The 26,052-nt window shown below is 63.7% G+C and carries 21 protein-coding genes and 2 pseudogenes; 15 read left to right on the top strand and 8 right to left on the bottom strand.

The genetic code is table 11. The features are described 5' to 3' along the window. The first annotated feature begins 43 nt into the window (after positions 1–43). Genes V8Z65_RS16665 through ugpC form a run of 5 tightly spaced genes read left to right on the top strand, consistent with a single transcriptional unit; the run spans position 44 to position 5,468 of the window. The gene (locus V8Z65_RS16665) at positions 44–931 is read left to right on the top strand and encodes a sugar ABC transporter permease (RefSeq protein ID WP_338721268.1); all 888 of its coding nucleotides are present in this window, start codon (positions 44–46) and stop codon (positions 929–931) included. Further along, on the top strand, positions 931–1,770 hold the full coding sequence (locus V8Z65_RS16660; protein WP_338721267.1) for a carbohydrate ABC transporter permease: 840 nt from the start codon (positions 931–933) through the stop codon (positions 1,768–1,770). Before V8Z65_RS16665 ends, V8Z65_RS16660 begins: the two co-directional genes overlap by 1 nt. A 3-nt stretch (positions 1,771–1,773) precedes the next feature. After that, positions 1,774–3,099, top strand: a complete 1,326-nt coding sequence (locus V8Z65_RS16655; RefSeq protein ID WP_338721266.1) for a glycoside hydrolase family 32 protein — start codon at positions 1,774–1,776, stop codon at positions 3,097–3,099. Continuing rightward, entirely contained in the window at positions 3,092–4,477 is a 1,386-nt protein-coding gene (locus V8Z65_RS16650) for a hypothetical protein (protein WP_338721265.1), read from the top strand. Before V8Z65_RS16655 ends, V8Z65_RS16650 begins: the two co-directional genes overlap by 8 nt. Beyond that, positions 4,470–5,468, top strand: a complete 999-nt coding sequence (ugpC, locus tag V8Z65_RS16645; RefSeq protein ID WP_338721264.1) for a sn-glycerol-3-phosphate ABC transporter ATP-binding protein UgpC — start codon at positions 4,470–4,472, stop codon at positions 5,466–5,468. Before V8Z65_RS16650 ends, ugpC begins: the two co-directional genes overlap by 8 nt. A gap of 213 nt (positions 5,469–5,681) precedes the next feature. Here ugpC and V8Z65_RS16640 read toward each other — a convergent pair whose 3' ends face one another. From V8Z65_RS16640 to V8Z65_RS16610, 7 genes and pseudogenes are all read right to left on the bottom strand, one after another. Further along, positions 5,682–6,383, bottom strand: coding sequence for a VIT family protein (locus V8Z65_RS16640; protein ID WP_338721262.1), 702 nt, complete (start codon positions 6,381–6,383; stop codon positions 5,682–5,684). After that, a pseudogene (locus tag V8Z65_RS16635) lies at positions 6,380–8,283 on the bottom strand (heavy metal translocating P-type ATPase). Before V8Z65_RS16635 ends, V8Z65_RS16640 begins: the two are co-directional and overlap by 4 nt. A 5-nt stretch (positions 8,284–8,288) precedes the next feature. Further along, entirely contained in the window at positions 8,289–9,269 is a 981-nt protein-coding gene (locus V8Z65_RS16630) for an FAD:protein FMN transferase (RefSeq protein WP_338721261.1), read from the bottom strand. Continuing rightward, on the bottom strand, positions 9,250–11,457 hold the full coding sequence (locus V8Z65_RS16625; protein ID WP_338721260.1) for a PepSY domain-containing protein: 2,208 nt from the start codon (positions 11,455–11,457) through the stop codon (positions 9,250–9,252). The genes V8Z65_RS16630 and V8Z65_RS16625 overlap by 20 nt, the downstream gene beginning before the upstream one ends. Before the next feature lie 10 nt (positions 11,458–11,467). Further along, entirely contained in the window at positions 11,468–11,935 is a 468-nt protein-coding gene (locus V8Z65_RS16620) for a DUF2271 domain-containing protein (protein WP_338721259.1), read from the bottom strand. Between the two features lie 38 nt (positions 11,936–11,973). Next, entirely contained in the window at positions 11,974–12,354 is a 381-nt protein-coding gene (locus V8Z65_RS16615) for a hypothetical protein (RefSeq protein ID WP_338721258.1), read from the bottom strand. Between the two features lie 311 nt (positions 12,355–12,665). After that, complete coding sequence (locus tag V8Z65_RS16610) at positions 12,666–12,980, bottom strand: PepSY domain-containing protein (RefSeq protein ID WP_338721257.1); 315 nt, start codon at positions 12,978–12,980, stop codon at positions 12,666–12,668. Positions 12,981–13,123: 143 nt separating this feature from the next. Here V8Z65_RS16610 and V8Z65_RS16605 point away from each other — a divergent pair, with 143 nt between their 5' ends. Continuing rightward, positions 13,124–13,783 carry a response regulator transcription factor gene (locus V8Z65_RS16605; protein WP_338721256.1) on the top strand — a complete coding sequence of 220 codons (660 nt, stop codon included), beginning with the start codon at positions 13,124–13,126 and terminating at the stop codon, positions 13,781–13,783. Continuing rightward, positions 13,780–15,120 (top strand): ATP-binding protein, encoded by a 1,341-nt coding sequence (locus V8Z65_RS16600; protein WP_338721255.1) that lies wholly within the window; start codon positions 13,780–13,782, stop codon positions 15,118–15,120. Before V8Z65_RS16605 ends, V8Z65_RS16600 begins: the two co-directional genes overlap by 4 nt. Positions 15,121–15,149: 29 nt before the next feature. Here the strand turns inward: V8Z65_RS16600 and V8Z65_RS16595 are convergent. Next, a pseudogene (locus V8Z65_RS16595) lies at positions 15,150–15,665 on the bottom strand (LacI family DNA-binding transcriptional regulator); the annotation flags it as partial. Between the two features lie 256 nt (positions 15,666–15,921). Here V8Z65_RS16595 and V8Z65_RS16590 point away from each other — a divergent pair. The 8 genes from V8Z65_RS16590 to V8Z65_RS16555 all read left to right on the top strand — a co-directional run bounded on the left by V8Z65_RS16590 (position 15,922) and on the right by V8Z65_RS16555 (position 26,015). Next, positions 15,922–16,788 (top strand): Ku protein, encoded by an 867-nt coding sequence (locus V8Z65_RS16590; protein WP_338721254.1) that lies wholly within the window; start codon positions 15,922–15,924, stop codon positions 16,786–16,788. A 2-nt stretch (positions 16,789–16,790) separates the two neighbouring features. Beyond that, entirely contained in the window at positions 16,791–19,325 is a 2,535-nt protein-coding gene (ligD, locus tag V8Z65_RS16585; protein WP_338721253.1) for a DNA ligase D, read from the top strand. Between the two features lie 109 nt (positions 19,326–19,434). Then, complete coding sequence (locus V8Z65_RS16580) at positions 19,435–19,980, top strand: cytochrome c oxidase assembly protein (protein WP_338721252.1); 546 nt, start codon at positions 19,435–19,437, stop codon at positions 19,978–19,980. Beyond that, positions 19,973–21,064 carry a c-type cytochrome gene (locus tag V8Z65_RS16575; protein WP_338721251.1) on the top strand — a complete coding sequence of 364 codons (1,092 nt, stop codon included), beginning with the start codon at positions 19,973–19,975 and terminating at the stop codon, positions 21,062–21,064. Before V8Z65_RS16580 ends, V8Z65_RS16575 begins: the two co-directional genes overlap by 8 nt. Next, positions 21,064–22,047 carry a c-type cytochrome gene (locus tag V8Z65_RS16570; RefSeq protein ID WP_338724059.1) on the top strand — a complete coding sequence of 328 codons (984 nt, stop codon included), beginning with the start codon at positions 21,064–21,066 and terminating at the stop codon, positions 22,045–22,047. Before V8Z65_RS16575 ends, V8Z65_RS16570 begins: the two co-directional genes overlap by 1 nt. Continuing rightward, positions 22,047–23,099 carry a sodium:calcium antiporter gene (locus V8Z65_RS16565; protein ID WP_338721250.1) on the top strand — a complete coding sequence of 351 codons (1,053 nt, stop codon included), beginning with the start codon at positions 22,047–22,049 and terminating at the stop codon, positions 23,097–23,099. The genes V8Z65_RS16570 and V8Z65_RS16565 overlap by 1 nt, the downstream gene beginning before the upstream one ends. Before the next feature lie 4 nt (positions 23,100–23,103). Continuing rightward, positions 23,104–25,638, top strand: a complete 2,535-nt coding sequence (gene ctaD, locus V8Z65_RS16560) for a cytochrome c oxidase subunit I (RefSeq protein ID WP_338721249.1) — start codon at positions 23,104–23,106, stop codon at positions 25,636–25,638. Between the two features lie 5 nt (positions 25,639–25,643). Further along, the gene (locus tag V8Z65_RS16555) at positions 25,644–26,015 is read left to right on the top strand and encodes a hypothetical protein (protein WP_338721248.1); all 372 of its coding nucleotides are present in this window, start codon (positions 25,644–25,646) and stop codon (positions 26,013–26,015) included. Positions 26,016–26,052: the final 37 nt, after the last annotated feature.

Below are 26,052 nucleotides of genomic sequence, written 5' to 3'. Positions count from 1 at the left end.
GGCGCGCCCGCCAATTTTGGCCGATCCGGCCGGAGGATATCTCATGCGTATCAGGACCAAGGGGCAGGCCCAGGAATGGGCAATGCTGCTGCCGGCGCTGATCTTCATCACCGCTCTTATCGTAGTGCCCTTCCTGCTTTCGGTGTGGTTCTCCTTCACCGACCAGCGACTCGTGCCGCGGCCGATCCCCACCAAGATCATCGGCACGACCAATTACGAGCGCATGTTTGTCGATCCGCTGTTCTGGCAGGCGATCTGGAACACGGTGCTGTTCGCGCTGATCGTGACGCCGGTGCAGCTCGGCATGTCGCTAGGCGCCGCCCTGGTCCTCAATTCGGCCATCCCATTCCGGAGCTTCTTTCGCGCCATCGCCATCCTGCCGCTGTTGCTGCCGATGACGGTGATCGTCTCGATCTGGGCCGTGCTGTTCCGCATCCCGTCGGGGCCGTTCAACGCCGTCTATCAGTGGTTTGCCGGCCAGGGCGCTTATGTCGACTTCCTGGGCAATTCGTCGACAGCACTGCTCGCCATCGTGGCACTGTCGGCCTGGGCAACCTTTCCCTACCAGATGCTGATCTACCTTGCCGGCTTGCAGGATATTCCGCAGGATCTCTACGAGGCGGCCAAGCTCGATGGCGCCAAGGCCTGGCAGCGCTTCCGCTATGTCACCTGGCCGGGCCTGCGCAACGTCAACATCTTCCTTTTGATCATCACCACGGTGGGCGCTCTCAAGCTCTTCACCCAGGTCGACATCCTCACCAAAGGCGGCCCGAATGGGGCCACCACGACCATCATCCACTACCTGTTCAAGCAGGGCTATTCGACCCAGAAGGTCGGCTATGCCTCGGCCGTTGCCGTTTTCTTCTTCCTTGCCGTTACAGCCATCGCGCTACTGCAGCGCCGCTTCCTCAAGAACGAGGGAGAAGCCTGATGCGCATGCCCCGCGACGCCATCCTGCCATCGTTGTTCGCGCTGCTCCTCGCACTGGGCGTGCTGTTGCCGCTCCTGATGATGGTCACCATCAGTCTCAATCCCAATGAGCAGGACATCATGGTGTCCATGGGCTCGATCCGCTCGTTCATTCCGCAGGTCTTCAGCCTGCAGAACTATATCGATGTGTGGACCGATCCGGTTCATCCGTTTGTACGCTACCTGGGCAATACGGCGCTCATCACCTTTTCGACTCTGGTGTTCTCGATCCTCTTCAACTCAATGGCCGCCTTTGTCCTGGCACAGGGCACGTTGCCCGTCCGCAAACCGGTGATGATCCTGATCCTGGCGACCCTCGCGGTCCCCGGCGAAAGTCTCGTGCTGCCGCAATTGATGATGGCTGGCTGGGCCGGGCAGATCGACAGCTACCAGGTGCAGATCGTGCCCGGTGTGGCCAATGCCATGGCCATCTTCCTCTTCTACCAGTTCTTTTCGCGCCTGCCCAAGGAGCTGATCGAGGCGGCACGGATCGACGGGTTCAGCTTCTTCCAGATCTACCGCCATGTCGCCATGCCGCTCTCCAAGCCGGTAATTTCCGCAATTGCCGTGCTGCAGTTCCTCGAAATCTGGAACGCCTATCTCTGGCCGGTCATGGTCACGCGCGGCCCAGAATACCGCCCGCTGTCGGTGGCCATGTCAGCCTATTTCGGCACCAATCAGGCGGCATGGGGCAATATCATGGCCTTTGCCGTCTCCATGGCCGTGCCCGTTATCCTTTTCTTCCTCATTCTCCAGCGCCAGTTCATCGCCTCGGTGATGTCCTCGGGCGTCAAGGGCTAGTTCATGACCGAAACCTATCGTCCCCATCTGCACTTTTCGCCACGCCGCGGCTGGATGAACGATCCCAATGGCATGATCCGCGTCGATGGCATCTGGCATCTGTTCTACCAGCACGATCCGGACAGCACGGTGCATGGGCCAATGCATTGGGGACACGGCACCAGCAGCGATCTCGTAAACTGGACCGAGCAACCTGTGGCCCTTTATCCCAATGCCCTGGGCACCTGCTTTTCCGGTAGCGCCGTCGAAACCGACGTGGGTGTAAAACTCTTCTACACGGCCCATAGCCGCACAGCCGATGGCGAGGACTATCAGGTGCAGTGCCTCGTCCATGCCAATGACGATCTCTCAAACTTCGAGAGCGATGCTTCGAATCCCGTCCTGCCCAATCCCGGCCTTGCTGCCTTCCGCGATCCCAAGGTCATCTGGCATCAGGCCAGTGGCAAATGGGTCATGCTGGTGACCGAGGGACAGTGCGTCGGCTTCTATGGTTCGAGCAACCTGCGCGACTGGACTTATCTCTCGAGCTTCGGAGAAGCCCATGGCCGGCATAGTGGAGGCCCTTGGGAGTGTCCCGATATGGTGCCTCTTGCCGCGCCCAATGGCGAAACGGTCTGGGTGCTGATCATCGGGCTTAATCCCGGGGGATATGCGCAGGGGTCGGGCACGCAGTATTTCCTGGGCAGCTTCGACGGCACGCACTTTACCAATGCCAACCCGCCGCAAACCGAACTCTGGCTCGACTATGGCCGCGACTACTATGCCGCCCAGACCTTCTTCGAACGGGGTGGGACGAAGACACCCACGGCCATCGCCTGGGCCAGCAACTGGCTTTATGCCCGGCAGACAAAGACCGGGGCCTTTCGCGGCGTCATGTCCCTGCCGCGCGAACTGCGGCTGGTCGGTACGCCCGATGGCCTGCGCGTCGCTGCCAGCGCGCCCGCTTCCGTTGAGGCGGGCTTTGAGGGGCAGGGCGCACCCGGCACTTACCGGCTGGACCGCAGGATCACGCTTGCGCCGGGCGAACAGTTGGCGATCCACCTTTTCGGGGAAGATCAGCCGCACTTCATCGTTTCTCGCACCAGCGGTAACCGGGGTTCGATCCGGACGATGCGTCAGCCCGTCGATGGCATGGACGGGTTCGGGCACGACTATGCCGTGGACCTGCCCTGGCCTGGCACCGGCGCGCTGGACCTGACCCTCTTCATCGACCGCGGCCTCGTTGAGCTCAGCGCCGCCGACGGCCTGATCTGGATCACCAACCTGTTCTTTCCCGCCCATCCGGAAGCTGCTGTTGTCATGCGCAGCCTGGAGGCGATCGATGCGTAGGCTCGTGGTCATCCTGCTGGCCGCCACCAGCTTTGCTGCCGCGGCCGAGGCGGCACCGCTCTATTTCGCTGGCGAAGTGGCCGGGGTTGGCGACCCCAATCCGTTTTTCGAGGACGGCACCTATTCGGTCTTCTACCTGCAAAACCAGGGGCGGCATCCCTGGTGGATGGCCCAGACCTCGGACCTGCGATCCTGGTCGACCCCGGTCGAGGTCGTGCCGGTGGGCGAGGCCGGGACATCGGACTACTGGACGGGCAGCGGCAGCGTCGTCGCCGACCCCGATGGCGGCTATCGCCTCTATTATACCGGCCACAATCCGGAGGCCCGGCCCAAGGAAGTCACCATGGAGGCTCGCGCGGAGACCCTGGTGGGCCCATGGACAAAGGTCCCCCAGGCAACCTTTGCCGGCCTGCCCTCCTATGACGAGTGGGACTTCCGTGACCCGTTCGTGTTCTGGAATGCTGAGGTCGAAGCCTGGTGGATGCTGATGACTACGCGGCACGACGGTAGTGCGGCTATCGGGCTCTATACGTCGCCCGACCTCGGTGCCTGGACCGCCGCCGCTCCCCTCTATGCCGAGGAATCGCCGCTCAACCTCGAAGTGCCGGACCTCTTTACCGAAGGCGGCGACTGGTTCTTGATCTATTCGGACCAGCGCGAGGCCTCGCGGCAGGTGCGCTACCTCAACGCCGTCGACAGCACCGGCCCCTACGCATACGGACCCTATGACGCCCTCGACGGCCGCGGTTTTTATGCAGGCAAGTCGGCCGGGACCGGGGATGATCGGCTGCTGTTCGGCTGGGTGGCGCACAAGAGCCTGCGCAAGGACGCAATGAATTTCGTCTGGGGCGGCGATCTCATCATGCATGCGCTGCACCGCATGGCGGATGGCGCGCTGGCCGTTAGCCTGCCCGCACAGCTGGGCGCGCAGTTCGATACCGAACGCTCAGCGCTTTCGATGGGCGAATTGCAGGCGGGCACGCCTGACACCGCCATGCGGATTCGCGCCACGGTAAACGTGACACCCGGCACCCGTTTCGGCATCGCCTTCACGGCCACCAATTCGGGCCGGGTCAGCACGCTTGAGCTCGACACCGAACGTGGCGACGCCGTCTTTTTCTACAATGGCGACCCTAATGGCGCGCCCCGCGTGGCCTTTCCGCCCAGTCCCGACGGGGCTTATGCGCTCGATCTCGTGGTCGATCCGGAGCTGGGCCTGGGCGTTCTCTACATCGATGATTTCCGCGCCCTGAGTTTTCGCTACTACCGGGTGGGCGCCACCACGATTTCCCTGTTCGCCGTTGACGGCTTCGTCGCCCTCGACGGCACCGTATCCGTCCGCAGCACCGACCAAACCGGGGAGAAGCCCAATGGCTGACGTCACCTTCAGCAATGTCCAGAAGCGCTATGGCGTGGTGGAAGTCGTTCCCGGCCTCGATCTCACCATTCCCGACGGATCCTTCACCGTGCTGGTCGGCCCTTCGGGTTGCGGCAAGTCCACCTTGCTGCGCATGATCGCCGGCCTCGAGGAAGTCTCGGGCGGCACGATCCACATTGGCGGGGACGACGTGACCACGCGCGATCCGTCGCAGCGCGGCATCGCCATGGTGTTCCAGTCCTACGCGCTCTATCCACATATGAGCGTTGCCGACAATATTGGCTTCGGTCTCAAGCTCTCGGGCATGCCCAAGGCGGAAATCGAAGCGCGGGTGAATGAAGCGGCCGACACGCTGCAACTCACCCATCTGCTCGACCGCAAGCCCAAGCAGCTGTCGGGCGGTCAGCGCCAACGCGTTGCCATTGGCCGTGCCATCGTGCGCAAGCCCAAGGTCTTCCTCTTCGATGAACCGCTATCCAATCTCGATGCCGCCCTGCGCGCCCAGATGCGTGTGGAACTGGCCGAACTGCATAGCCGCATTGGTGCCACCATGGTCTATGTCACCCATGACCAGGTCGAGGCCATGACCATGGCGGACCGTATTGTTGTGCTCAAGGATGGGCATATCGAACAGGCCGGCGCGCCCATGGAGCTGTACCGCAAGCCTGCCACGCCCTTCGTCGCCGGTTTCATCGGCTCCCCGAAGATGAACTTCATCACCGGGGAGGAAGCCAGGAAACTGGGTGGCGACACGATCGGCATTCGTCCCGAGCATCTGCGCATCACCGCGGATGCTCAATGGCCGGTCACGGTCCGCCATGTCGAACATCTCGGTAGCGAGACGCTGATCTACGTCACCTCCGCAACACTTGGTCCACTTACGATCAAGGCCGAAGGCGACGCAGGCAGGTCAGCGGGAGAGATAATCCATGTCGGTTACGACGCCGCTGATCTCCACTGTTTCAAGGATGGCACAAGGGTCGAACGATAGTGGCCGGGAATGCGCTCGTTCAACGCGGTCCTGACGCCCCTGGAAGAGATAGATCCGACTTCGCTAGCGCTGTGCGTTGGCGATAGGGCGCAGAACTTCGGTCTGTTCAGCTTGTTCGGGCAGCTGGCGGTCTATGCCAATGTACCCTATGTCTGCCAAGCGTCTTGGGCGCGCCGCAGGGGATAGGAGAGTCCATGGCGGAAGGGAGCGCCTTTAGCCTATTGTGACCCCGAACACTGTTCCAACGGCCGCCGTCGCCACCATTGCCAAGGCGCCCCAGAGGGTGACCCTGGCGGCGCCGCGAACGACGCCGGCGCCCCCGGCCGATGCGCCCAGCCCGCCCAGAGTCGCGAGACCCAAAATGGTCGATGCCGCCACAAGAAGTGCAACGGCACGTTCCGGTACGAGCAGTGTGACGATCAGCGGAACCACCGCACCGACGGCGAAGGTGAGCGCCGAAACCACCGCGGCCTGGATCGGGCGTGCGGTCACGGTTTCGGAGATACCGAGCTCGTCTCGCGCATGCGAGCCGAGCGCGTCTCGTTCCGTCAGTTGAATAGCAACCCGCTCGGCAAGGTCCCGGTCGAGCCCACGGTCGACATAGATTTGGGTCAGTTCCTCGAGTTCCGCGTCTGGCGTTTCGGCGAGTTCGCGGGTTTCGCGGGCGAGATCGGCACGCTCGGCATCGGTCTGCGAACTGACCGAGACATATTCTCCTGCCGCCATGGACATGGCCCCGGCCACCAGGCCTGCCAGCCCGGCGATCAAGACCTCCGGCTTCTCCGATCCCGCGGCGGCCACGCCCACAACCAGGCTGGCTGTCGAAACGAGGCCGTCATTGGCGCCCAGAACGGCCGCCCGCAACCAGCCAATGCGATGCACCATATGGATTTCGGAATGGGACAGACGGCTCATGGCGCGGCTCCTTGTGCGATCTCGGCCTGTCGGTTGGGGACGGCCTCTCGCTTCATGGCGGGCTCATGCGGCGCAATACGTAGCGCGCGCAGGGCATTGAGGATTACGGCGACGTCGATGACTTCCTGCAGGACCGCGCCCTGTACCGGGGTGAGATAGCCAAAGGCGGCTGCGATCATGCCGAGCACCGAAAGGCCGATCCCGGCGACAACACTTTCCACGGCGATCCGACGCGAAGCCCGCGCAATCTCGATCCCCGGTCCCAGCCGGTCGACGCGGTCCACCAGAAGCACGACATCGGCCGCCTCGGCAGAGGCTGCCGCACCCCGCGCACCCATGGCGACGCCGACATCGGCGGCTGCGAGCGCGGGCGCATCGTTCACCCCGTCGCCCACCATCATGACGGGCCCTCGCTTGCGCTCGGTGAGAACGAGCAGAACCTTCTGGTCGGGCGTCAGCCCAGCGCGCAGCGCGTCGAGACCGAGTCCTTCGGCCACCCGTTCGGCCACGTCGGCACGGTCGCCGGTGGCAAGAAGGATGCGCGCGATCCCCTCGCGGCGCAGTCCGCCAAGCATGGCGCCCACGCCCTCGCGAAGCGGATCGGACATCACCAGATATCCCGCCAGGCGACCGTCCACGGCGACCGCGACCATGACGGAGCCGGCGGCGATTGCTGCGTGACCGCCCGGTCTCCGCCCGATGCGGGACGCGACGAAGCCATCCCCACCGACAATGACCTGGCGGTCCTCGACATGGCCCACGACGCCTTCGCCGGCGATCTCCGCCACCTCCGACGGGATGGGCAGGGAAAGGCCCCGCGCCTTTGCGGCGGCGACGATGGCCTGCGCGACGGGGTGCTTGGAGGCCTGATCCAGCGCGGCGGCGAGGCGCAGGATGTCGTCCTCTGCCAGCCCGTCATGGCTGGCGATCGACACGATCTGCGGCCGTCCGTCTGTCAGGGTGCCGGTCTTGTCCAGGATCAGCGTGTGGGTGCGGGCCATCGTCTCGAGCGGCCCGGCACCCTTGATGAGCACACCGAAATGCGCGGCACGTGACAGGCCGGCGACCAGCGCCACCGGCACCGCCAGGATCAGCGGACAGGGCGTGGCAACCACCAGGACAGCGACCGCCCGTATCGGATCGCCCGTCAACCACCAGGCCGCAGAGGCGATGCTGACGGTGAGCAAGAGAAAACCCAGGGACCAGCGGTCTGCCAGCCGCGACATCGGCGCCTTGGATGCCTGCGCCTCCTCGACCAGCCGGACGATGCCGGCATAAGTGCTGTCCTTCGCCTCGCGCGTGGCGGACAGGTCGAAGGCTTCGCCCGCATTAGTCGAGCCGCTCATGGCGTCGTCGCCGCGTGCCAGGCGGATCGGCAAGGACTCCCCCGTAAGCCCGAGGTGTCCAGGAAAGCCGCTTGGGACGCCACGGCGCCGTCCACCGGAACGACGTCGCCCTGGCGGATCAATAGACGGTCACCGGGGACGATCTCGTCGAGGGGCACGTCCTCCAGCCTGCCGTTGCGATGCCGCGTCGCCGTCCGGGGCACGCGCGAGAGTAAATCGTGCATCTCGCGTCGGGCTCGGCCCTCAGCGAAGGCTTCAAGGAACGTGCCGCCCGAATACATTACCGCAACGACCGCCGCTGCGAGGGTCTCACCGAAGACGAGCGCCGCCGACATGGACAGAGCGGCCACGACGTCCAGCCCGACTTCACCTCGCCGGGCGCTGCGAAAGATCTCGAGCGCGAGCGCGACGAGCGCCGGAGCAACGCCGACGATCCAGAACAGGTTCCCAATATCGGCCTGGCCGGCCAGGTAGAACGCCAGGCCGCCGATCAGGCCGGTCGCCGCTATGAGCAGGATGGCTGTCTTGAAGCGGTCGGTCCGAGTCGTTTCCATGCGACTCATCTCCCCTCGGTTGGGGCACCTGCCGCTGGCATTTCGGAAAAAAGTCCTCCGACTCCCACGCCCCCGATATTTTCATCATTATCGCGCAGGAGAAACAGGGCGTCGAGCCTGCGTTCTCGGGCAATCACTGCGCCTTTGACGGGTCCGAGCACCATGAGCGCCGTCGCCCAGGCGTCTGCCTCCGCACAGGTGCGGGCTACCACGGTCACGGAGGCCGGCGACGCGACCAGCGGGGCGCCGCGCATCGGGTCCATCGTGTGCGACAGACGCTGCCCCTGTACCTCAACCCAGTGGCGGTAGTCACCCGACGTGGCCACCCCGGCGTCCCCAAGCGCCAGGATCGAATGCGGTGTCCGGCGTTCGACATCCGGCAGCTCGACCGCGATGGTCCAGGCCTCGCCATCCGGTCGGAGCCCCATGGCGCGCATTTCCCCGTCAATGCCGACCAGCGCATCGGCGACCCCGTGGTTTTGCAGGACCTCGGCCAGCCGGTCGACGCCATGACCCTTGGCGATACCATTCAGATCGAGTGTGACGGGCGCGGATTTGCGCACATGGTCACCTTTGATCTTGAGGACTTGATGCGCGGGGCGCCGCGCCGCGGCCATTGCGGCACGGATACGCTCGGGCGCGGCGCCCTCTGGTCCGAACCCCCAAGCGGTCACCGCATCACCCATCCCGATGTCGAAGGCCCCACCAGAGGCACTACCGATCTCAAGGCCGAGCCTGAGGACCGCGGCCAGTTGCGAAGGAACTCCCACCCATTCGCCTACTGGCGCCGCGTTGAGCCGCACCAGATCGCTGTCGGGCTTCCAGGTGGACATCTGGGCATCCACATCGTCCACCGCTGCTTGGAGCGCCCGGCGGATCGGCTGGGGATCGAGGCCCGCGTCCGCGAAGAACAGCGCGGACCAGCGGGTGCCCATGGTCGGGCCATTCAGGGCGATGCGCGCGCGCTCAGTAGACATCTTCGACATACCGCCCCTCGGCCTTCAGAATTGCAGGCGTGAGCCCGGCCGGCGCGAGGATTTCTGTCAGCGCTTCTGCCACGCCCGCGGCCATGTCGCGTCCGCCGCAAACCATGATGCGCGCCCCATTGCGGACATGCTCCAAGACCTGCGCCGCCTCCCCGCGCAGGGCATCCTGCACATAGTGGGGCTGTGCCCCGCGCGAGACGGCCGTGACCAACCGAGCCAGACGCCCCTCGCGCTGCCAGATTGGGAAATCGTCGCCGTAGAAGAAATCACTGGCGGGGTGGCGCATGCCGAAGAACAAGTGAACCGGCCTGCGGCGCGCATTGCCGCGCACGAAGCCCGTGAGTGGTCCAATGCCCGTCCCCGCGCCGATCAGGATGAGCGGCGCCCGGCTGCGGCCCGGCCGGAAACCGGGGTTGCGGCGGAGGAAGGCAGACACCGTGTCGCCCGGCTCAAGCGCAGTCAGTTGCCCCGAGCAGAGGCCGCCGGGATGCTTCTTGACCACGATCTCGATGAAACCGTCATGGCGCCCGGAGGCAAGTGAATAAAGCCGCGGGATGGCGCTGCCCTCGGGCACGATGCCGATCAGGTCACCGGCCTGGAAGCGGACGAACCCCGCCCCTCGCAGCCTTTGCCAAAGCGAAACGCGCGGAAGCGCAAAGCGGAGGATGGCGGTCGGAGCCTGCACCTCGGCGCCATAGTCGCGGCGCGAGACGAGGGTCAGCCTGTCGATGGCCGGCAGGACTGGCTGGTGCGACAGGTCGAGCGCCATGCCGAGCACCTCGCCGAGCGCGCGGCCCCAGCGGGCGAAATCCTGCGGCGACTGACGATCGACGGTGTCGAGCGGCAGGAGCGCGTGCCAGCCTTTGGCCTGTGCTGCCTGCACGACAGCCCCGGCGAAGGCGCAATAGGCCGGAAAGCTGCGGTCGCCGAAGCCGAGCACTGCCAGCGCAATGTCTGGCACCGGCTCTAAAGCGTTTAGCCGGTCAACGAAGCCCTTCGCCGATGCCGGCGCCGCCCCGTCGCCATAGGTCGCGGCGAGAAGGATGATGCGCCGGGCGTTGGCGTAGCGCTCCGGGGCGAAGCCCGACATCGGGCCGACATGGACGCTATGACCGGCCTTGGTCAGGGCGGCGTGCAGGGTTGCGGCAAAACCCCAGGTGCTGCCGCCCTCGCTGCCGACGAGCAGGATTGTCTCGGCGCGTCCGGCCGGTTGATTGCCCCGGATGCGCGGCCGCCCGCGCCGCCCGGCAAGCCAGACCAGAAGGCCGGTCGCACCCATCGCGGGCACGCCAAGCGCCGTGAACCCGAGCACGACGCCGAGCGCCGCCGCCCCTTGTCCGGTGTGCAGCATGTAGATGGTCTCCGAGGCGCGCTCCCATCCCGTCAGCTCGACCCAGGCCAGCAGAGCACCGTCGCCCTGATCGAGATATCCGGTGCCCCGGTCCGTCCTGAGCGTGAAGACATCCGTCGCATCACCGGGATAGGGAAAGCTCAGCTCACGCAGTTCGGCGAGGGGTGTCTGTTGCAGCGTCGGCATCTGGTCAAGCGCGACCCCCATCTGGCCGCTCACTATCGTGGGGACGGCCGGCGGGGCGCCCCCGTCCGGCAAAAGATTGAAGGTGGAGGCGGTCATCCACAAGGCAGTCGTCGACGACAACGCAAGGCCGACGACGGCGATCCGGGCGATCTCGACATGCAGCCTGCCCGCGACGGGACCACGCAAGGGCGCGAACCAGCGCCGCCAGCCGCCCGCTCGCCGCGCGACGAGCGCTGCGCCGGAGAGCGAGAGGACCAGTATGGCCGCGGCGCCTGCAGCCATGGCCAGGCGCCCGCCATCTCCGAGGAACAGCGAACGGTGCAGGCCGGTCAACCAGCGTTCGATCTGGTTTGGATCAGCAGAGGCTACGCCCTGGCCCGTCGCGGGATCGATCACGGCGGCGCCCGGCGCCCCTGCATCGAACCAGTAGGCCGTGATCCGGCCTGAGGGCGAGCGGCGGATCTGCTCGACACCCGGATAGACAGCCTGGATGCGGTCTGCGAGGGCGGCGACGGTCAGACCGGCTTGCGCTTGCGGCGCAGCAGCGCTCTCAGCCGCCGGAAAGATCGACAGCGCGGCGCCGCTCAAGCTCAGGATGGTGACCAGCACAAGGGCAAGAAGACCCGGCCAACGATGGAGTGCTCGGATCATCGCTTCATCCTCACTTGTAGGTGAAACTGGCAATGTAGCGGCGCCCGACCACCGGCTTGCCCGCCCCCTCGATTGTCAGCGGCACCGCCACTTCGTTCGGGCTGTCGCGCATGTCTTCGACGGCCGCATCGACGTGGAGCGTATAGCCCGCGTCGAACAGCGCATCGGCCAGGTCGAGGGTGATCTCCAATGTGCGGCCCGCACCGACGCTGGCGCCGGTGATACCGTTCACCTGGCCCGTGTCACCACCTGTGGCGCGGTACCAGTCGCTCAGATGCTCGTAGTATTTGGACTTGCCGCCGGCCATCCAGAGGCTGCCGACATAGGCGCCCGAGGCGTCGGTGACGTAGAAGGCAAGGTAGGCGCCGTCGCCGCCGTAATTGTTGAGGGTGGTGGTGAACGTCACCGGCTGCGCCAGGGCGAGGCTGGGAAGCGTCAGCGCTGTCGTCAGCGCGAGCGTGGCGAGAAACGATTTCATCGGATGATCCCTTGTTCTCAGAGGTACTGTGGAGCGGGTCAGTTCATCTGAACCTGCGGCGGAGCACCGGTCCTGAAGAGGCCGTTCTGTGGTGGGGCAACAATGCCAGCGGGCGCAGGATTGCGGAGCCCACCGCGGCAATCGTTGTTGTCGTCGTCATCGCTATCCTCGTCGCCATCACCATCGGTGCCACACTCGGCATCATCGTGACCCCGAGGCGAACCGTTTTGCCAAGGGCGGTCATCATCCTCATCGTCGCCCACCAGAGCGATCGACATGGTTTGCGGGCCGTCATCGAAGAGCGTTGCGACCGACCGAGGGGCGCCGTCGGTCGGGGCCCGCATCGCGCTCCAGGCGGGGACGCCGATGGCAATGGTCAGCACCGTGGATGCGACCAGAAGTGTGAGGGTCTTTTTCATCGCAGGGTCTCCTTTCGTCTGCTGAGGACAATGTGGAGAGCCGAGCTGAGGGCATCCTGACGCCTTGGCAGCTTCCGCTTCAGCTTGCCGTCAGGAATATGTTGGTTGCTGCGGGGACAGGCTCCCGGGATGGCCTGGAAGATGGGGGCAAGGGATTGAGGCTGGCGTTCGGCCCGTTTTGCGATCGCAGAGGAATTTGCAGCACGCATGGCCCGAGCGGGGCGCTCGCGACGCGAAAATCCGGCAGGGGCAATCAGCCCAGGGTGTTCGAGGCACCCCGGCATCGGTAAGGCGGGTCAGGATCAGCGGGCTCAGCCGTCAACAGCGCCTTCGCGATCCCGGTGTGGGCGATCGTCCTCGTCCTCATATTCGAACGCAATGACCTGCAGCGTTGCCGGGTGGATCGTCACCTCGATCGGGCGCCCTTCGGCATCCCGGCCGATGATCTCGTAACAGCCGTCGTCGATCTTGATACGGCGCACCGTCCAGCCGTTCTCCTCGGCCAGCCGGGCGACCGCGTCGCGCGGCTGCCAGTCAGCCATCGGCACGAGACAATCGTCATCCGCCAGGGCGGCGCCAGCTGGGAGGACTGCGAGAAAGCCGAGAATTGTCAATGTCTTCTTCATAGGTCAAACTCCCGCCGCGGCCATCTTGATACCAGTCATGCAAGGCGAAGCTGACATCAGCCTGAAGGGGCCTCACCCGCCGCTTCAGCGTGCTGTCAGCCGGGCGGACCATGAAGGGTTATCAGAAAAGGACGGGGACGAGGATGCGCATCCTGCTGATCGAGGACGACACGGTTCTGGGCGCTGCAGTGCGCGACCAGATTGCGGCCGACGGCCAGTCGGTGGATTGGGTGACGCGGCTCGACGCCGCCGGCGATGCTGTAGAATCCACATCCTACGACCTTATCCTGCTCGACCTGATGCTGCCCGACGGGCGTGGTATTGGCTTTCTCAAGGGATTGCGTGCGCGGGGCGGCGTGACGCCGGTCATCATCCTGACCGCACTCGACCAGGTCTCGGACCGGATCGAGGGACTGAATGCTGGCGCCGACGACTACCTGGTCAAGCCCTTCGACCTCGCCGAACTCTCGGCCCGGATCGGCTCGGTGGCCCGCCGTTATAGCGGCAATCCGAACCCCATCGTGACCCATGGCCCGCTGGAGGTCGACCTCGCCGCGCGCAGTGTTCGCTGCAACGGCAGGCCGGTTCAACTGACAGCCCGTGAATGGGCGCTGTTCGAAGCCTTTCTTGCCCGCCCGGGTCAATTGCTGTCCAAGGCCCAACTGGAAGACAAGCTCTATGCTTTCGACGCCGAGGTGGAAAGCAACACCATCGAAGTCCATGTCAGCCGGCTGCGCAAGAAGCTTGGGGCCGCCGTTATCGAGACCGAGCGCGGTATGGGCTACCGGCTGGGCAAGCCATGAAGTGGCCCGCCAGCCTTCAGGGCCGCCTCGGTCTCTCGCTTGGCTTCGCGCTGACGGTGTTATGGCTGCTTGCGGCGACGGTGACGTCCCTGATCGTCAGGGACGAGATGGACGAGGTCTTCGACAGCGCCCTGCGCGAAACGGCGGAGCGGATCCTGCCGCTGGCGGTAACCGATATCGTGGGGCGGGAAGAACAGGGGATTACGCAACGGCTTGCCCCGATCCGGGGACATGACGAGTTCTTCACCTACCTCGTCCGGGATGTCGAGGGGCGCATCCTGCTGCAGTCGCACGAGGCCGATCCCGCCCTGTTCCTGCCCTGGGACGGGACGGGCTTCCGGCAGACGGCGACCCACCGGTTCTACAGCGACGCAGCCCTTCAGGAGACGATCCGCATCACTGTTGCCGAGCCGCTGGCGCATCGCGCATCAGTCGCGCGGGAAATCCAGATGGGCCTCGGTCTGCCGCTGCTGATCATGCTCCCGGTCGCACTGGTCGCCATCATTCTGGCGGTCCGTTTCAGCCTCGATCCTCTGCGCCGGTTTCGTTCGCGGCTGGAGGCTCGCGGTGCCCGTGACCTGTCGGTGGTCCCTGCGAACGACCTGCCCACAGAGATCGGGCCCTTGGCCGAAACGCTCAACGGCCTTCTGACCAAGCTCCGCGAGGCGTTCGAGGCCGAACGCAGCTTCGCCGCCAACGCCGCGCACGAGTTGCGGACGCCGCTGGCAGGCGCCATTGCCCAGGCGCAGCGGCTTCGGTCGGAAACTGAAGACAAAGCTGCGGCGCAGCGCGCCGTCGATATCGAGGACACACTGAAACGCCTGACGCGCCGCACGGAGCGCCTGATGCAACTGGCGCGCGCTGAGGGCGGACGCCTCCAGTCGGACATACCATACGATGTGAGGGCGGCCATGCGACTGGTCATCAGTGATATGACCCGCGGCCCGCAATCATCCGAGATTGCACTGGACCTTCCCCCGACCCCGGTGCTCTCGACCATCGACCCTGACGCATTGGGAATCGTCTGCCGGAACCTGGTGGAGAACGCCCTCCGGCATGGCGCTGGCCATGGTGAAGTCCGGGTATCCGTCACGCCAGGCGGCGATCTGGTTGTCTCAAATGCCGGACCGGTCCTGGACCCGGACCTCCTCGCGCACCTAACCGATCGCTTTCACCGTGACACGCGCAAGTCTGACGGCAGCGGATTAGGGCTGACCATCGTTGCTGCGATTGCGAACCGCACCGGAAGCAGGCTTGCCCTGGCTTCGCCGAGGACCGGAGCGCAGGACGGCTTCGAAGCGCGTTTTCACCTCCCCACAACGACATCTTCAGACTGAACGATGGTCCGCTGGACTGGAAGCAGGTCCCAATCCTGCATTCCTCGGACGATGTCGCCGGAATAGGGTGTCGTCGAAACGTAGTCGGTAATGATGCCGATGATGTTGCTGCGGCTCGAGCGAATGCTTCTGGCCGCCAGATTGGGGATATAACCCAAGCTGTCTATGGCCAACTGTACCTTCTCGATCGTACCGGGAGTAACGTTTGGCTCGCGGTTGACGACGCGCGACACCGTCTTGCCTGACACGCCCGCGACGCGCTCGAAGCTCAAGGTCTGGCGTCGCAAATCGGTTTCGACCCGTTCGCGCAATCCCCGCAGAGCATTTGCAAACTTGACCAAAGTTCCGAATTTGGTGGCACTGCGTTGCGCTATCCATTGCGCGTGATAGCAATATTGCTTGCGTCCTTTTCCGTCCCGGCCAGTTGCTTGAATATGCCCGCGGGCGTCTTTGCAGATCCACACATCTGACCAGGCGAGCGGAATAGCCAGAGCGTTGATCTGCGCCAATTCGGCCGCTCCGGGCCGTTCGCCACTATCGGCAAAATAGGAAAATCCCCTGCCGCGCTTCCGGCGGCGCTATCCGGCGTGCTCGTCGGAGGAAAAAACCAGTTGCGGCCCGGGCCCAATTTCGTCAGCGCGCATTCGGTCCAGCACTATCCTTGCCAATTGCATCTGAACTGCCTCCGATCCCAGCCACAATGGCTTGCTGGCCGGCCGCGTTCCCGGGCGCATGCAAAGGTGAACGGAACGGCCAACAGCGCCTTGCGTTGATCGGGTGTATCGAGTCGAGGAGGTGCCCATGCCCGCTACCCGCCCGATTTGGAAAGGCCAGCTGCGCCTGTCGCTTGTGTCCATCCCGGTGGAGCTGTTCAGCGCCGCGCGCAGGAGTGCCAAGCCAGGTTTCCGGCAGATCCACGAGCCGACCGGCAAGCCGATCCACTATGAAAAGGTCGTGGCCGGTGTGGGGCCGGTGGACAAGGACGAGATCATAAAAGGCTTCGAATATGAGAAGGGCGATTATGTCCTGCTCACCGACGAGGAGATCGATGCGGTCAAGCTTGAAACGCGCAAGACACTTGAGCTGACCCAGTTTGTCGGCGCCTGCGAGATCGACCCGATCTACTATGACAAAACCTATTTCGTCGTGCCGTCCGACGAACTGGCCGAGGATGCTTTCCGCGTCATTCGCGATGCTCTGCGTAAGACCGAAAAGGTGGGGTTGGGGCAACTGTCGATGCGAGGCAAGGAATATCTGGCCGCCATCAAGCCCAGTGGCACCGGGCTAATGCTGGAAACGCTGCATTATGAGGAAGAAATCCGCAAGGCCGATCCCTTTTTCTCGCAGATTTCGGGCAAGAAGGCGGAGGCTGAATTGCTCGAGGTGGCGACAGCGCTCATTGAAAAGAAGACGGCACCCTTCGACGGGGGCGCCTTCAAGGATCACTACCAGAATGCCCTGCGTGGCCTGATCAAGCGCAAACTGAAGTCCAAGGGCCGCAAGATCACAGCCAGCGAAGAGGAGGCCGCAGAGCGTCCGAGCGGTGAAAATGTGGTCGATCTCATGGCGGCGCTCAAGCAGAGCCTTGAAGGCGGCGGCAAGAAGAAAGCGGCATCGGGCAAAGCGTCGGCGAACAAGTCCGCCTCCTCGCGCAAGAAGGCGAGCTGACCATGGCGGAAGGGAAAGCTGCGGATCTGCTCAAGGACTACAAGGCCAAGCGCAACTTCGCCAAGACGCAGGAGCCCACCGGTGCCGCGCCCAAAAGCGGCAAGGCCGGCCGCAGGGCTTTCGTCGTGCAAAAGCACGATGCCACGCGGCTCCATTATGACTTTCGCATTGAACTGGATGGTGTGCTCAAAAGCTGGGCCGTGACCAGGGGGCCGTCCAATAATCCGGGCGACAAGCGCCTTGCTGTCAGGGTGGAAGATCATCCGCTCGAATATGGCGGCTTTGAAGGGACAATTCCTGCGGGTGAATATGGTGGTGGCACGGTCATGTTGTGGGACCACGGTACATGGGAGCCGATCGGAGATGCTCATGATGGCCTTGAAAAGGGAGAGCTCAAGCTCCGCCTGTTCGGGGAGCGGATGAAGGGGGAATATGTCCTGGCGCATATGAAGGGGCGTGATACCAAACGCGCCAATGCGCCGGACCGTGAAAACTGGCTGCTGATCAAGCATCGCGATAGCTATGCCCGCGACAAGGACACGTTGACCACGCGCTTTACGCGCTCTGTTGCGAGCGGCCGCGATTTCAAGCAGATCGCCAGTGGTGCCGAGCCGGTCAAAAATAGCTACGTCAAAGCGGACGTGGTTTGGCATTCCGATCCGAAGGCAGTCGAAGAGGTCGACCAGAAGACGCGCATTGGGCGCCCGGCGGCTCGCGGCAAGAGCCCCGCCTTCCGGCCGGTCCAACTGGCGACCCTGGTCGATAGCGTGCCTGCCGGTGATGGCTGGCTGTTTGAAATGAAATATGATGGCTATCGTTGCCTGGCCTCTATCGAGGGCGAGACCGTTCGCCTGTTCACCCGCAATGGCTCGGATAGGACCGAGCAGTTCGGTGCCCTCATTGAACCGCTACAAAATCTCAAGATCGGGTCGGCGCTCATCGATGGCGAGATCTGCGCCTTTGACCAAAAAGGCCGCACGGATTTCTCGACCCTCAAATCGGTCCTCTCGGGAGGCGGACGATTGGAATATTTCGCCTTTGATCTGCTTGAGGCCAATGGCACCGACCTCACCAAGCGCCCACTGGTTGAGCGCAAGGCGCAGCTTGAAAAGCTCTTGGCCAAATCGGGCATGAAAGACCCCGTTCAATATTCCTCGCATATCAGCGGACATGGGCAGAATGTTCTGGATGCCCTATGCCGCGAGGGACATGAAGGGGTCATCGCTAAACGCGCGGATGGCCCCTATCGGGGAGAGCGCACCAGGAGCTGGCTCAAGATCAAATGTGTGAAGCGCCAGGAATTCGTCATTGGCGGCTGGTCCCCATCGCGCAAGAGGCGCGGATTTGCCTCCCTGCTGCTGGGCACTTGGGAAGGGGACAAATTGCTCTATCGCGGCCGCGTGGGTACTGGCTTCAGCCAGGACGTATCGGCCGAAATAAATGAGAAGTTCGGTAAGCTGGCGCGCAAGACCAGTCCATTTGATGCTGTGCCCAAGGATCGGGCGCGCGATGCCAAATGGGTCAGGCCGGAACTGGTTGCCGAAATCACTTATGCCGAGCTGACGGCCGACCAGATTTTGCGTCATCCCAGCTTTGTCGGCCTGCGTGGCGACAAGCCGGCAAAGGAGGTTCGCATGGAAAAAAGCCAGGCCCTGCACGATGATGGCCAAGCCATTGCCGACAAGCTAAATATCCGCCTGACCTCGCCCAACCGTGTCGTCTATCCGGGCCAGGGCATCACCAAGTCGCAATTGGTCGCCTATTACGAGGCGGTGGCGCAGGCCATGCTGCCCCATATTGAAAACCGGCCGCTAAGCCTGGTGCGCTGCCCACAGGGCCGCGCCAAACACTGCTTTTTCCAGAAGCACGATACGGGCGGTTTCCCCGAGCAGCTTCACTCCCGCGCCATTGCGGAGAAGGACGGGGAGAGCAAGGACTACTTCTTTGTCGATGATCTGGCGGGCCTGGTGGCCGGCACGCAGATGAATGTCCTGGAATGGCACATCTGGGGCTCGCGCTTTGACAATGTCGAAAAGCCCGACCGGCTGGTCTTTGACATCGATCCCGATGAGGGGCTGGATTTTTCCGCCGTGACCAGTGCCGCGCTCGAGATAGGCGACCGCCTCAAGGATCAGGGCCTTGCCAGCTTTCCGATGGTATCCGGTGGCAAGGGTATCCATGTCATCGTGCCGCTCAAGCCGGTTGCCGCCTGGCCGGAGGTCAAGGCATTTTGCAAGGACTTCGCCCAGCAGATGGCCGCGGACGCGCCCGAGCGTTTCACGGCCAATCTGTCCAAGGCCAAGCGCAAGGGCCGTCTGTTCATTGATTATCTGCGCAATGAGCGCGGCTCGACGGCCATTTGCCCCTGGTCCGTCCGTTCACGCCCCGGCGCGCCAGTTGCCACACCGGTGGCCTGGGATGAAGTGGGGCAATTAAAGGCGGCCAATGCTTACTCTCTGGCGGCGGCGATTGAGCGGGCCGGCTCCGAGCGCTGGCCGGAATATTTCAACCTCAGCCAATCCCTGACCAAGTCGTGACGCGGCGCGCTGGCGCGTGCGCATCAGGTCCATTTCAGGTGTGGCGAACTATTTCGCAACTATCTGGCGCCTGGGCGATTTGTTCCTTGGGTAAGGGAACAAAGGCGCGATGGGTCATCTGTCCATTCACATGGCACAACATCTGGTGGTGATGAACCTGCTGGTGCCTGCCGGCATCTATTTTCTTGCTCGGCACTGGTCCCTGAGCGGCATCTGGCGCTGGTGGCCTTGGGCCACGGCGGCGCAACTTGCCCTGATCTGGGGATGGCATGCACCAGCCGCGCTCGGAGCCGCCATGGCCAATCCGCCGCTGACACTGTTGATGCATATCAGTCTGGCGGCGTCCGCGGCCTGGTTCTGGGCCTCAATCGCGGGGATGCCGCGGCAGGAACGCTGGCGTGCTGCCCTAGCTCTTCTGATCACCGGCAAGCTTTTCTGCCTGCTCGGCGCCCTGCTGGTTTTTGCGCCGAACGCGCTTTTCGGTCCGCCTGCTTCGCATCCGCAGGAGGTTTTGAGCGGGGCCGGGCTGGCCGACCAGCAAATGGCCGGCCTGGTCATGCTGGTTGCCTGTCCGCTGAGCTATGTCACGGCCGGTATCGTGCTGGCTGGGCGCTGGTTCCTATCCCTGGATGAGGACCAAGGGGCCCATGCCTGAGGAAGAGGTGATCAGGGTCCGGCGGTTGACACGCTGGCAGCGGATAGGCGTTGCCGTTCTTCTGGTGATCGGCGCCCTTATCCTGGGCAGCGTCATTTTCGTGCTTTCCGGCGTCTATAATATCGCAGCCTCGCGCGATCATTGGTCCGTCACGAATTTTGCGATCACGGTTCTGCGGGACCGTTCAATTGCGACGGCCTCCAGCGCGATTGAGGTCCCCCCGCTCGATGATCCGGATCTCTATCGCCTGGGCGAACAGCATGTGATGGGCGCCTGCTCCACCTGTCACGGCCGCCCGGGTCGGCCGCTCAATCCGCTCTATACCCATATGACGCCCAGCCCGCCGGACCTGACCGGCGCCATGGCGCATTATAGCGCCAATGAAGTGTTCTGGATTGTCAGCCACGGGCTCAAATATACCGGCATGCCGGCCTGGCCCGGCTCGGGGCGGCCCGACGAGGTCTGGTCGGTTGTCTCCTATCTCGACCGGTTGAACGGCCGACCGGAGATTGGCGCCAACATGAGCGAGGAGAAGATTGCGGCCGCGCAGTCCTTCGAGAGCTGCGCGCGATGTCATGGCGGTGAGGGCACGGCACCGGTCAGCGCCCTGGTGCCCCGGCTGGAGGGACTATCGGAGCCTTACATCGCGCGGGCGCTCGCGGAATATCGCAGCGGTATTCGCGCGAGCGGTTTCATGGCGCCGGTGGCGCATGACATGTCCGAGGGGGAGATCGAGGCCTTTGCCCGTTATTATTCGGGCTTGACCGTGCCCCGCCAGGACGAGCCCTTGCGGGCTGACGACATTGCGGCTGGCCGTCAGATCGCCGAAACGGGCGTGGCTGAGGACGATGTGCCTGCCTGCGATAGCTGCCATGGCGGGGTCAATCCACAGATCCCCGAGTTGCGGGGGCAGAGCGCGCGATATCTGGCGACGCAGCTCAAGCTCTGGCGCAATGGTGGCTACCGCGACGCCTCCGCGCAGGGCCGGATCATGGCGGTTATCGGCCGGCGCCTGGGAGAGGCGGAGGCCGAGGCAGTGAGCACCTATTACGCAGCGCAGGCAACGGACGGGGGGGCGCCATGATGCGCCGCGCCGCCACAATTCTGGGCCCGACTCTGGCGCTCGCAGCCTGCTCGCCGCAGCAGTCGGTCCTGCACCCCACAGGCGCTGAGGCGGGGCAGATCAGCACGCTGTTCTGGGTCATGACTGGCGGTGGCGCGGTCATTTTCGCGCTGGTTCTGCTGCTGGCTGCTTTGGCTATTTTCGGGTCGGTTGGGTTTCGGCGGCGGTTGGCGGGGGAGGGTGTCGTCAAATGGCTGGGCATTGCCCTGCCGGTGACGGTGCTGACGGTGCTGCTGGTCTATGGCTTCCTGATCCTGCGGGCTGGTGGCGCCGTGGGGGGAGGCGAGCCGACCATGCGCATCGCCATTAGCGGCGAGCAGTGGTGGTGGCGGGTGACTTACCAATTGCCGGACGGGCAACGCATTGAAAGTGCGAATGAAATTCACCTGCCGGTGGGTGAGACCGTGGCCCTTGAATTGACCACTGCGGACGTCATTCACAGCTTCTGGGCGCCCCGCCTGGCGGGGAAATTGGATATGATTCCGGGGCGCACAAATGTGTTGACCGTGACCGCGACCGAGCCGGGGATCACCCGGGGGCAGTGCGCCGAATATTGCGGCGGGGCGCATGCTTTCATGTCGTTCCATGTGGTTGCCCACGAAAAAGAGGATTTCTCCGCCTGGCTCGAAGCGGAGGCAGAACCGGCCCAGGACCCCGTTAATGAACGAGGTCTGAACGGACAGCGCTTGTTTTCGGCCAATGGCTGCGGCGGATGTCACAGTGTGCGCGGCACCGGAGCGGACGGAACCATCGGCCCTGACCTCACTCATGTGGGCGGCCGGCATTCGCTGGCGGCGGCGACCCTGCCCAATAGTGCCGAAGCGATTGCCCGCTTCATCGTCAACAACCAGCACATCAAGCCCGAAAACCGGATGCCGGAATATGCCACCTTTTCCGAAACGGAACTGGCAGATCTTGCGCTCTATCTTGAAGGATTGCGCTAATGCTCGACTTCGCCAGTGCCCCGGTCTGGATCAATATCGGCGTCTTCGTCGCGTCGGCGGTCGTGGTGTGGATCGCGGGGACCAAAATTGCCCGCTATGCCAATGTCATCAGCGAGCGGACCGGGATCGGGCAGGCACTGATCGGCATTGTGCTGCTGGGCGGGGTGACCTCACTGCCCGAATTGGCCGTGGCCATCACTTCGGCAGCGACCGACGCGCCGGACCTGGCGGTCAATTCCATTCTGGGCGGCGTTGCCATGCAGGTGGCGATCCTGGCGGTCGCCGATCTGCTGATCGGCAGGGACGCGCTGACCAGCGTGCTCCCCGATCCCAAGGTCATTTTGCAGGCAGGTTTCAAAATCCTGCTGCTCTCGATCGTTACCGCCTCAATCATTGTGGGGGACACACCCGTGCTCGGTGTGGGCCTGTGGATGTGGCTATTGCTCGCGGCAACAGCGCTTAGTCTTTATGTGCTCTCCAAGGTGCAGGGCGACGTCAATTGGAAGCCCAGCGATCCGGAGATCTCCGAGGAGAAGGAAAAGGAACGCTCGGACAAGGCCGCAAAAAAGGACGAAGACAAGACGCTCAAATGGGCCGTGTGGCGGGCGAGCATTGCCGGCGTCGCGATTATCATTGCCGGTTATCTGCTCTCGCGTACCGGCGATGCGCTGGCCGAACAAAGCGGGCTGGGCGAGAGCTTTATCGGCTCGGTCCTGGTGGCGCTATCGACCTCGCTGCCGGAAGTCAGCACGGTGGTCAGCGCTGTTCGTGCAGGCCTATACACCATGGCCGTGTCCGACATTTTCGGCACCAACCTCTTTGACATTGCCTTCCTGTTCATCGTCGACCTGGTCGGCGGTGAGGGGGCGGTGATGAACGATACCGGTCCCTATGAGGGCTTTGCCAGCATCATCGCCATAACGGTGACGGCGATTTTCATCGTCGGTCTGGCCGAGCGGCGGAACAAGACGATTTTGCGCATGGGCTACGACTCGCTGGCGGTGCTGCTGACCTACCTTGCCGGCCTTGTCGTGCTGTTCTTCCTAAGGTGAGGCTATGACAGAACAGGATTTCAAGCTTCCCAATCCCGACCCGCGGCCCGACGGCGAGCTGGAAGAGCTCAAGCGCATCTGGGCGACGCCCAAAGGCCTTGGTTTGCTCACCGCGGTCAACAATACCGTGGTGGGCACGCTCTATATTGGCGCCGCTTTCCTGTTCTTCGTGCTGGCCGGCATTCTGGCATTGCTGATGCGCACGCAATTGGCGGTGGGCGACAACAGCTTTCTCAGCCAGGACCTCTACAACCAGATGTTCACCACCCATGGCACGACAATGATGTTTCTGTTCGCCGTGCCGGCGGTGGAGGCACTGGGCGTAATGCTCTTGCCGCAAATGCTGGCGGCGCGCGACCTGCCCTTTCCGCGCCTCTCGGCCTTTGCCATCTGGGCCTATATCATTGGCGGGCTGGTGTTCTTTTCGACCATTTTCTACGACCTGGCGCCCAAGGGTGGCTGGTTCATGTATCCGCCGCTGACGCTGACGGAATATCAGCCCGGGGATAATGCGGACTTCTGGCTGCTGGGCATCGGCTTTATCGAAATATCGGCCATTGCCGGGGCCATCGAAATCATTGTCGGGGTGCTGCGGACCCGCCCGCCGGGCATGACGCTAGCCAAAATGCCGATCTTTGCCTGGTCGATGCTGATTTTTGCGGCGATGATCGTCTTCGCCTTTCCCGCGGTGATCCTTGCCACCATGCTGCTCGAAATCGAGCGTGCCTTTGGCTGGCCCTTCTTTACTGCCGCGCTGGGCGGCGATGCGCTCCTCTGGCAGCACCTGTTCTGGTTCTTCGGCCATCCGGAGGTCTATATCATCTTCCTGCCGGCGGCGGGGCTGGTCTCGATGATGATCCCGACCATGGCGCAGACCCCGCTGGTCGGCTATCGGCTGATCGTGGTGGCACTGATCGCCACCGGTTTTTTCAGCTTCGGGCTCTGGGTGCACCACATGTTCACCACCGGCATTCCGGGGTTGAGCCTGGCATTCTTCTCGGCGGCCAGCATGGCGGTGGCCATTCCCTCGGGCATTCAGGTCTTTTCCTGGATCGCGACCATGGCGGCGGGGCGGCAGCGGTTCCGGATCACGGTGCCATCGCTGTTCATCCTCGGTTTTCTCTTCATCTTCGTGCTGGGCGGTCTGACCGGGGTTATGGTCGCGGTCGTGCCCTTCGATTTCCAGGCCCATGACAGCTATTTCATTGTTGCTCATTTCCACTATGTGCTGGTGGGTGGCATGGTGTTTCCGCTCTTTGCGACCTTCTATTACTGGGCGCCTTTGGTGAGCCGGAAAATGCTGTCCGAGCGCCTGGGCAAATGGGCGTTCTGGCTGATGTTCATCGGCTTCAACACCGCCTTTTTTCCCATGCATATTACCGGGCTTGCGGGCATGCCGCGGCGGGTCTGGACCTATCCGTCCAATCTGGGCTGGGACGCGCTCAACTCGATCTCGACGCTGGGCGCATTCATCATGGCCGCCGGGGTCGGGGTCTTTATCATCGACCTCATTCGCAACTTCCGCTTTGGCGAGGGCGGCCCGGAAAATCCCTGGGGCGCGGGCACGCTCGAATTCCTGCCCAATGGCGTCTATTCGACCCGCTCCATACCTCATGTGACGAGCCTGGAGCCTGTCTGGGACCGGCCGAGCCTGGGCCAAGAGGTCGAGGCTGGGCAACATTATTTGCCCAACGCGCCGACCGGGCGGCGCGAAACGCTGGTCACCTCGGCCATTGAGGCCAAGCCGCAATATGTGCTGCAAATGCCGGGCCCGAGCTGGTCACATCTGATTGCGGCGGCGGGCACGGCCGGCTTTTTCCTGTTGCTGACGATCAAACAGGTGCACCTGGCCCTGGCCTGCGGCGTCATCGCCATCGGCGCCTGCATTTTCTGGGCCTGGCATCTCGACCGCCCCAGCCAGGGCGAGGTTGAGGTGGCCAAGGGCCTGCGCCTGCCGACCTATATTACCGGGCCGCTGTCCCATAGCTGGTGGGCCATGGTGGTGCTGATGCTGGTCGGCGCCTCGCTCTATGTCAGCTATGTCTTTTCCTATCTCTATCTCTGGACCGTGTCGCCGGAGGTCTGGGCTCCAATTGGTGCACCTGATCTGCCGGGACTGACCTATCCTCTGCTCTCGGCTCTGATGCTGGTGCTGGGCACTGGCGCCATGATCCTCAGTGGGCGGATGCTGCCCGAGAGCGGCCAGCGGTCGTGGACCGGCATGGCGTTGCTGATTATGGCTGCCGCGCTGATGGCCGGGGCCGTCGCGCTGGAAATCCGGGGCCATTGGCAGACCGGCCTGCGCCCCGGCGCATCGTCCTATGGCGCCATGGTTTATATGGCCTCGGTGCTGCAGGCGCAGGTCAGTTTCGCCGTGGTGGTGCTCGGCCTGTTTGCCTTGGGACGGCTTGTCACCAGGCAGCTCGATCGGGTGCGGCGCGTGACCTTCGACAATGCGGCGCTGCTTTATTATTACGCCGCCGGGCAGGGCCTGTTCGGCCTATTGCTGGTGCACGGCTTCCCAAGGACTTTGGGGTGAGCGAGATGGACGACAGAACTTCCTCCCGCCAGATGATCGGCACGCTGGTCTTTCTTATCTTCGGCCCCGTTCTCTGGGCGGCGAACCTGACGGTCATTTATGGCGCGCAATCCTCGCTGTGCGCATTCGGCGCATTGCCGCCCGCTGCCATTGCGCTGCTGATCGGCGCGGCGACACTGGCATTGGTCGCGGCCGCCATCCTGGCGCTGATATGGCCCGCCGGGCTGTTTCATCGCTTGACCGGGGTGAGCGCACCGGCAGAGCAATGGCCGTTTCTCAGCGGGGTCATGCGGCTGCTCGCGGGGCTCTCGGTTCTGGCCATGATCTATTTCGGCGCCGCCATCCTTGTCATGCCGACCTGCGCTCCGCTGCGGTAGCGCAGGTCACGTTTGTGCTGGCGGGGTTTTGTCGCCC

Source organism: Devosia sp. XK-2, assembly GCF_037113415.1.
Classification (GTDB): domain Bacteria; phylum Pseudomonadota; class Alphaproteobacteria; order Rhizobiales; family Devosiaceae; genus Devosia.
Note: the sequence above shows the minus strand (reverse complement) of the source record. Positions and strands in the feature narration are given on the sequence as shown.